7 protein-coding genes are annotated in these 6,244 nt (G+C 42.6%); 2 read left to right on the forward strand and 5 right to left on the reverse strand.

The annotated features are described in order from the left end of the window. The first annotated feature begins 41 nt into the window (after positions 1 to 41). Positions 42 to 227: a helix-turn-helix domain-containing protein gene (locus tag A3761_RS15940; RefSeq protein WP_068510693.1), complete on the forward strand. Its 186-nt coding sequence runs from the start codon at positions 42 to 44 to the stop codon at positions 225 to 227. A gap of 89 nt (positions 228 to 316) precedes the next feature. Continuing rightward, positions 317 to 1,000: a zinc metallopeptidase gene (locus tag A3761_RS15945; RefSeq protein WP_068510691.1), complete on the forward strand. Its 684-nt coding sequence runs from the start codon at positions 317 to 319 to the stop codon at positions 998 to 1,000. Positions 1,001 to 1,004: 4 nt separating this feature from the next. Here A3761_RS15945 and A3761_RS15950 read toward each other — a convergent pair whose 3' ends face one another. The 5 genes from A3761_RS15950 to A3761_RS25830 all read right to left on the reverse strand — a co-directional run. Continuing rightward, positions 1,005 to 1,832, reverse strand: coding sequence for a general secretion pathway protein GspB (locus A3761_RS15950; RefSeq protein WP_068510690.1), 828 nt, complete (start codon positions 1,830 to 1,832; stop codon positions 1,005 to 1,007). Position 1,833: 1 nt separating this feature from the next. Then, positions 1,834 to 3,504 (reverse strand): ExeA family protein, encoded by a 1,671-nt coding sequence (locus A3761_RS28855; protein ID WP_304438873.1) that lies wholly within the window; start codon positions 3,502 to 3,504, stop codon positions 1,834 to 1,836. A gap of 159 nt (positions 3,505 to 3,663) precedes the next feature. Beyond that, entirely contained in the window at positions 3,664 to 5,160 is a 1,497-nt protein-coding gene (locus A3761_RS15960) for a DUF3336 domain-containing protein (RefSeq protein ID WP_068510686.1), read from the reverse strand. Positions 5,161 to 5,268: 108 nt separating this feature from the next. Continuing rightward, a complete protein-coding gene (locus A3761_RS15965) occupies positions 5,269 to 6,027 on the reverse strand; it encodes a VacJ family lipoprotein (protein ID WP_082865131.1) in 759 nt (252 codons plus the stop codon). Between the two features lie 39 nt (positions 6,028 to 6,066). Further along, positions 6,067 to 6,244: 3-oxoacyl-[acyl-carrier-protein] synthase III C-terminal domain-containing protein (locus A3761_RS25830; RefSeq protein ID WP_304439619.1), on the reverse strand; the 178-nt coding region annotated here is incomplete at its 5' end.

Below are 6,244 nucleotides of genomic sequence, written 5' to 3' on the forward strand. Positions count from 1 at the left end.
CATATTCGATTTTTTACGACTAATATTATTTGGAGCAAAGTATGTCAGGCGGAGAAAAGTTACTAACACTCGCTGAAGCAAGCGCAATGATGGGAAAAACCGAAGTTACGGTGAAACGCTATGCCCGCGAGAGCTTAATTAAAAGCGTTAAACAAGGAAGCGAGCTCATGTTTCCTGAAGATGCTGTTATTAAGTATATTGAAATTGAAAAGAGGCTAAACGGTTAAGGCTTTGTCCTAACAAAGCTCAGGTTGCCTTATAAAGCTCGCGATTAAGCGGGCTTTTTTTTGGTTTAGCAACAAGCTACACTCGCCTTATGATTTATATTTTAATTGCCCTCATTCTATTTGTACTCATTACGCCAGGTATATGGGTTAAATACACCATAAAAAAATATGCTCAAGATTTACCTGATATTCCTGGTACCGGTGCTGAGTTAGTAAAACACTTATCTAAAAGATTCGAGCTAGTAGACCTTAAGGTTGAAGAATGCCCTGACGGGCAAGATCATTTCTCTCCACATGAGTCTACGATTAGGCTATCCAAATACATCTACGATGGGCGCTCTATTAGCGCAGTCGCTATCGCATGCCATGAATTTGGCCATGCGCTTCAGTATCATAGGAATGAAAAGATAGTCAGACTAAGAGAGCGGTACACCCCGATAGCATTATTGATAGAAAAGGCTGCGATCGCAATGCTTGGGATTATTCCGGTTCTTGTTGTTATTTTTAAGGTACCACAACTCGGAATTATTAGCTTACTATGCGGGCTTTGTGCTGTTTTTATTTCAGTGGCACTTCAATTAGTAATATTGCCTATGGAGTGGGATGCAAGTTTTAACAAGGCACTTCCGATAATTACCGAAGGTAACTATCTGCAAGATGATCAAATCGAGCCTTGCCGTAAGATTCTTAAAGCTGCTGCAATGACTTACGTCGCGGCAACTCTAGCAAGTGTATTGAATGTCTGGCGATGGCTAGCCATATTGCGGCGCTAACGTTCTATGGCGCTTGCCAGTCGCGCAATACCGGTATTTTGAAGATGGTTCCTTGCTTGTCTAGCGCAAGATAAAACTCTCCAATTTCTCTAATGACTAAGCCAGAGAAACCATCCCCTTCCCTTAAGTACAAATTATTAATCATGGCTCTTCGTGCGCTCGGTTCTGAAGAGTAGATATGACTGCTAAATTCTATTGTCGGAACCCCCCTTTGAAAGCTAATATTCATTTCACTTAGTAGAGGAAGGTCTGAAAATGCATTTGGTGCACTACTAATTTGTTTGCTTCTATCGCTCTCGTCGTTCACACTTGTCGGCAATATTTTTTCCTCGACAGCTTTAGAAACCGGGGCTGCTTCGGAATAAGGCTCGGCAAGCGGCGGGCTGATGCGCTTAACACCCGCTTTAGGTCGGATAACATCGTCAGCTTCGACTGGCTCTTTATCCTCCTTAGCAGAGCGTTTATCGGAAAAGTCATCCTTTAGAATAGGAAGAGGCTTTGCTTGAATGGGTGCTTTATCAATGAGATGGGATGGAAGTGCCTTGGTTTTACGGCCAGTATCCTTAATGTCCGGCTCAGTCGAGGAGAGTGCTTTATTGTCAGTTAACAGGCTATTTTCAGAGCTTCCACTCTCATCAGTAGAATTGCTGCCTAGAAAATAAAATATCAACGCACCTGCATTAAGTAAAAGGACAAATATTAGGAGGTAAGGCCAAAGAGGCTGTCGCGACATATTCCTTGGCATTACCATCATATCGTTATTAATCGAAGAAACCTTCTCTTGATGCCTATCCTGTTCTGACCTTTTCAAGGCGTCTAAAATGTATGACATGCTAATTCGCCCCCATAAGTCGAGGGACGCCTAAGTTAAGGCGCGAATTTATATGAATCAGCGTCATGCTGCCCGCGATGCCGTCAGGCACAAGGCCTGAGCTGGCTTGAAAGCGCTTAATCTGGTCTTCAATTGGTTCGCTTTTATTGGCTTTATACTGACTGAGTCGAGACAAGCTTTTCCTCAACCATGCCTCTTCTTTTTTCTGTCCTGGCATTACGAGATTCGATTTGTAAGGAGGAACCTTCCAAACAATTGAGTACTCCCCAAACCAGTAGCGATCAACTTCGTCAAGAGAAACCCAATACTTCTCATTCTTATGTGAAACCAAGGCATCACTACCTTCAACCCCCAGTATTGCGATATATAGCGACTCGCCATAGTCATTGACTAGGGTTAACACCGCGGGTCGGTCTAACTTTAGTAACGAGCGCCAATTACCATTTTTATGCAAGCACTTAAGACCGTACATTTCGGCGTAATCACAGGCCAGCATAAAGGGGGCTAAAGGATAGTCGATTCCCCAACGCTCTAAAATCATGCGATATGCATGATATCGATCATCTTTCTGGGTTTTGAGAGAAGATAGGTCGTTAATGATCGGGATCTGTATTGATGAGTTATCAGCATAAGGAGCCTTAGCGGGGCTTTTTTCCGTAGTTGAAAATTGCTGTAAATCTGCCACTTCTTCTGCTGAAGTACCGCTTTCTGATATAGCCTTGGAGTCGTCGCCCTCTTCAGGAGTGATTTGTTTTACTGAGGCTGGGTGCAGCTCGGGCTCTGTTTTGGAAGAAGAGATTATACTTTCCAGCTCAGCTATTCTGTTGTCGTATCGCTTGTCCAAAGCAAATACTCCAATACTGGCAATTATTGTTAGCAGGACAGCAATTATCCCCCTTTTGATTGACGAACTTAGTTTTAGTGGCTGCTTAAACTTTGGCCCCTGTATTTCCGCGTATGCGCTCTTAATATGTTTTGCATCAATAACATCCTCTTGCATTGCATAAGCACCGAGCAAGGCGCGGTCGCAAATAAGATTAATTAATCGCGGTACGCCACCACTCAAGTTAAAAAGAGTTTTTATTGCTTTTTGATTAAATAAACGCCCGCGTCGCCCCGCAACCGATAATCTACAATTAACATAAGCACCAACTTCAACTTTACTCAGCTCACACAGGTGGTATCTTGCAGTGATTCTTTGAGCGAGCTGCCTTAAATCATTCTGAGCTAGCACTTCCCTTAATTCGGGTTGCCCAAGCAAAATTATCTGAAGTAATTTCTTTTCAGATGTTTCAAGGTTAGTAAGCAAGCGCAGCTGCTCTAGTACATCAACTCTAAGGTTTTGAGCTTCATCGATAATGAGTACGGTGTGGCGATTGTTAGCGTGTGCATCAAGCAGGTAGCTGTTAATTAGGTCATTTAAGACTTTAATTGATGCTGAATCGGGGTACGCTATTCCAAGCTCATCACATATTGATGCCATAAGCTCACGTGCCGAGAGCTTCGGATTTATGATGAATGCTACGTCGGTATTTTTTGGAATCTGATTTAAAAAACAACGGCAAATTGTCGTCTTTCCTGTTCCAACTTCACCTGTAAGAACAACAAAACCGCCCTGCCCGGATACACCATATAAAAGATGAGCAAGCGCCTCTCTATGACGTTCACTCATATATAGATACCTGGGATCAGGCGCTATAGAAAAAGGTAGTTCTTTAAGACCAAAAAAGTCCTGATACATGACGTCAGCTTAGCGTAGTTGCGAAGTTTAGCTTGGTAGCAAACGCAAAGCTTAAAGACAGGGCTCGCCAAAAGCAAGTCCTTACACTCGCTAACGGATTGCCTTATGATCATCAATTAAACTAAGGCTCCCACGATGCGTTCTAACATCAGTCTTTAAGCGGGAAATGCAGCTCTCGAGTGTCTTGCTTATTTTGGAATGTGTACGAATCATCGCTAATTTAGGCCATGTCGCGCGCTCACCCTGAAGCATTAACTCCTTCATGAATTTCGTATCGGGATTGCTAAGCAGCTTCATATAGTGCCCAAGCTTGTAATTTGGAGCAACAGTGACGTCGCCATAATAATTCTGAGACATCATAGAATAAGCATGACCAGAAACTTGTCGAAGCATCTCAGATTTGGTATGAGTTCTTATATAGTCACTCACTGCCTGGCCATGAAATTTTGCTTCGGCTTTAACAAGCGCTAGGGGTAATTTTAAGAAACGATTACTAGACAGCCCTTTTGTTCGTTCCAGCAAAGGCACTACATGAGGATTGGTTTGACTTACGATAGAATAATTAACATCGTAGAGGTGCATTAGGCGCTCGATTGGCAAGTCGCTAACCATGCTGCCATCAACCCAGCGTAAGCGGGGCATATACGGTACGTTGTGTCCATGTTCATCTTTCTTAAGCAGTTTAACCGGGGGGAAAATTCCTGGAACTGCGCAAGACGCTAACGATGCACTCCACGTTAGCATGTATGGAGATGTGTAACCTGACAATAATCTAGCCTTTTGATGAGCCTGGACAGGCGAAACAGTGATATTAATACTCCGCCCCGTCTTCTCGTAGGCCTCTTGCATCGTGTATTCACCTACATAACTACGAATATAGTCTTGCAGCTGACGCTGATCCATAAAGCCTTTGCCTTTAATACCATTCAATAGGCCCATCCACTTCCAGGCTTTCATATTATGGGTATTAGGGTCAAACAAGGAAGGTAGTTCGTCATCGGTATGCGTCCCTAAGGCGGCAGCAATGATAGAACCGGCGCTTGAGCCAGTTACGACATCTGGCAATAAGCCATGCTCCCACAGGGCCTTTACAACACCGATATGGAAGACTCCTAAGGAAGCGCCGCCACTTAGCAATAATGCGGGGCGACCGAAGGATAAAAGTACATCTTTAAAAAAATCTAACTTTTTATTTGATGGCATATCAGAGGTTTGCCTATCGCAAAGATAGGAAAGGCAATCGCAAACTTCTTCAACGTATTCTTCAATGAGTGTTTTGGTGCCGTAATAGCATTGGTTATAAAGGCGTATGTCACCCATATTGCCAAGGTCATGATGCAAGCCTTCGCGAATGTCTCGATACAAAGCGGTGAGATCACCATTTTGCTTGTGCTCTCTTAAAAGACAGAGTCGATCAGAAATAAGTTCGTAGTTATATACATCAGAAGCAATATTGTCTTTCCAGGCATCATTATGTTGCATGGAGTCGAGTGTTTGAGCGGCGTCCTTCCATTCAAGGAATGAGGTAGCCTGCGACATTCTTTGTTTTTCTTTTTTTATCGTGGTGTGCATCTTAAAGCGAGCCATATAGTTGATTTTATCTTTTATCCCATCAATCAACTATAGGTTATTTTTTTCTGCAGATATATTGAACTTGTATTAAGCCCTGTGAACTTATGTTAAATAAGCCTGATATTAGAAGTCCTCGTAATCAAAATCTTCATCATCAGCGAACGGGTCTTCTACTTCGCCATCTTTAATAAGGAAGTTTCGATTTTGCAAATAGGCACTCCTGAAGAAGGCGTAGCGGTCTTCTTTGAATAATAAGTTGTTCGCAGCTAGCAGGTCTGCTCGTGTATCTATTAAATCAACAGCCTTTAGAGCAATACTTTCTTCAGTTGAGAATTCGACAAGATAGTCAACCGGGTCGGCAACGTAATCTACTATTTGTCCGCTAAAGTCTCTGACGGTAGATGGCCCTAGAACAGGTAACACAAGATAGGTAGACTCTTCATAACCCCAATAACCAAGTGTTTGTCCAAAATCTTCATCGCTGGCTTCCAGGCCAAATGAGGTCGCAACATCAAACAAGCCGCCTATGCCAAAAACAGTGTTGTAGATAACTCGGTTAAGAGAAACAACCGCGTTGTGAAACTTAGCCTGCAGCAAAGAGTTAACAAAGGTTTCGACATCATTGAGGTTGCCAAAAAAGTTGGTAACACCTTTATCGACAAAACCGGGCGTTACAAATCTGTAAAGCTTTGCCAAGGGAGTGGCGAGATACTCATCCAAATTATCATTCAATACGAACATGCTTCGATTAAATGACTCATAAGGATCTATTTCTGCGTATCTAGGGTCATAATAAGGCTCTTCTGCTTCATCATTAGCGAATGCATTAAGCGTAAAGGTACTTAGAAATAATAAAATTAGAGCGTGGTAACAAAAGCGCATACTTAATCTCTTATTATAGTTCTGCTTACTTTTTAGTTGTTATAGTTTCTTTAGGATTATATTACCAACAGAATAGCCTGCACCGAAAGAGCAAAGTACACCATAATCACCGGTTTCGAGTTCTGATCGATGCTTATGAAATGCAATCACAGAACCGGCCGAGCTAGTATTCGCATATTCATCCAGTATAACAGGTGCCTCAGAAACCTCTGCTGCA

It is taken from the genome of Oleiphilus sp. HI0123 (assembly GCF_001635315.1).

Bases quoted from the DNA above. Each gene is read 5' to 3' on its own strand.
- A3761_RS28855 (WP_304438873.1), bottom strand. From the start codon at position 3,504: ATGAGTGAACGTCATAGAGAGGCGCTTGCTCATCTTTTATATGGTGTA.
- A3761_RS15950 (WP_068510690.1), bottom strand. From the start codon at position 1,832: ATGTCATACATTTTAGACGCCTTGAAAAGGTCAGAACAGGATAGGCAT.
- A3761_RS15965 (WP_082865131.1), bottom strand. From the start codon at position 6,027: ATGCGCTTTTGTTACCACGCTCTAATTTTATTATTTCTAAGTACCTTT.
- A3761_RS15940 (WP_068510693.1), top strand. From the start codon at position 42: ATGTCAGGCGGAGAAAAGTTACTAACACTCGCTGAAGCAAGCGCAATG.
- A3761_RS15960 (WP_068510686.1), bottom strand. From the start codon at position 5,160: ATGGCTCGCTTTAAGATGCACACCACGATAAAAAAAGAAAAACAAAGA.
- A3761_RS15945 (WP_068510691.1), top strand. From the start codon at position 317: ATGATTTATATTTTAATTGCCCTCATTCTATTTGTACTCATTACGCCA.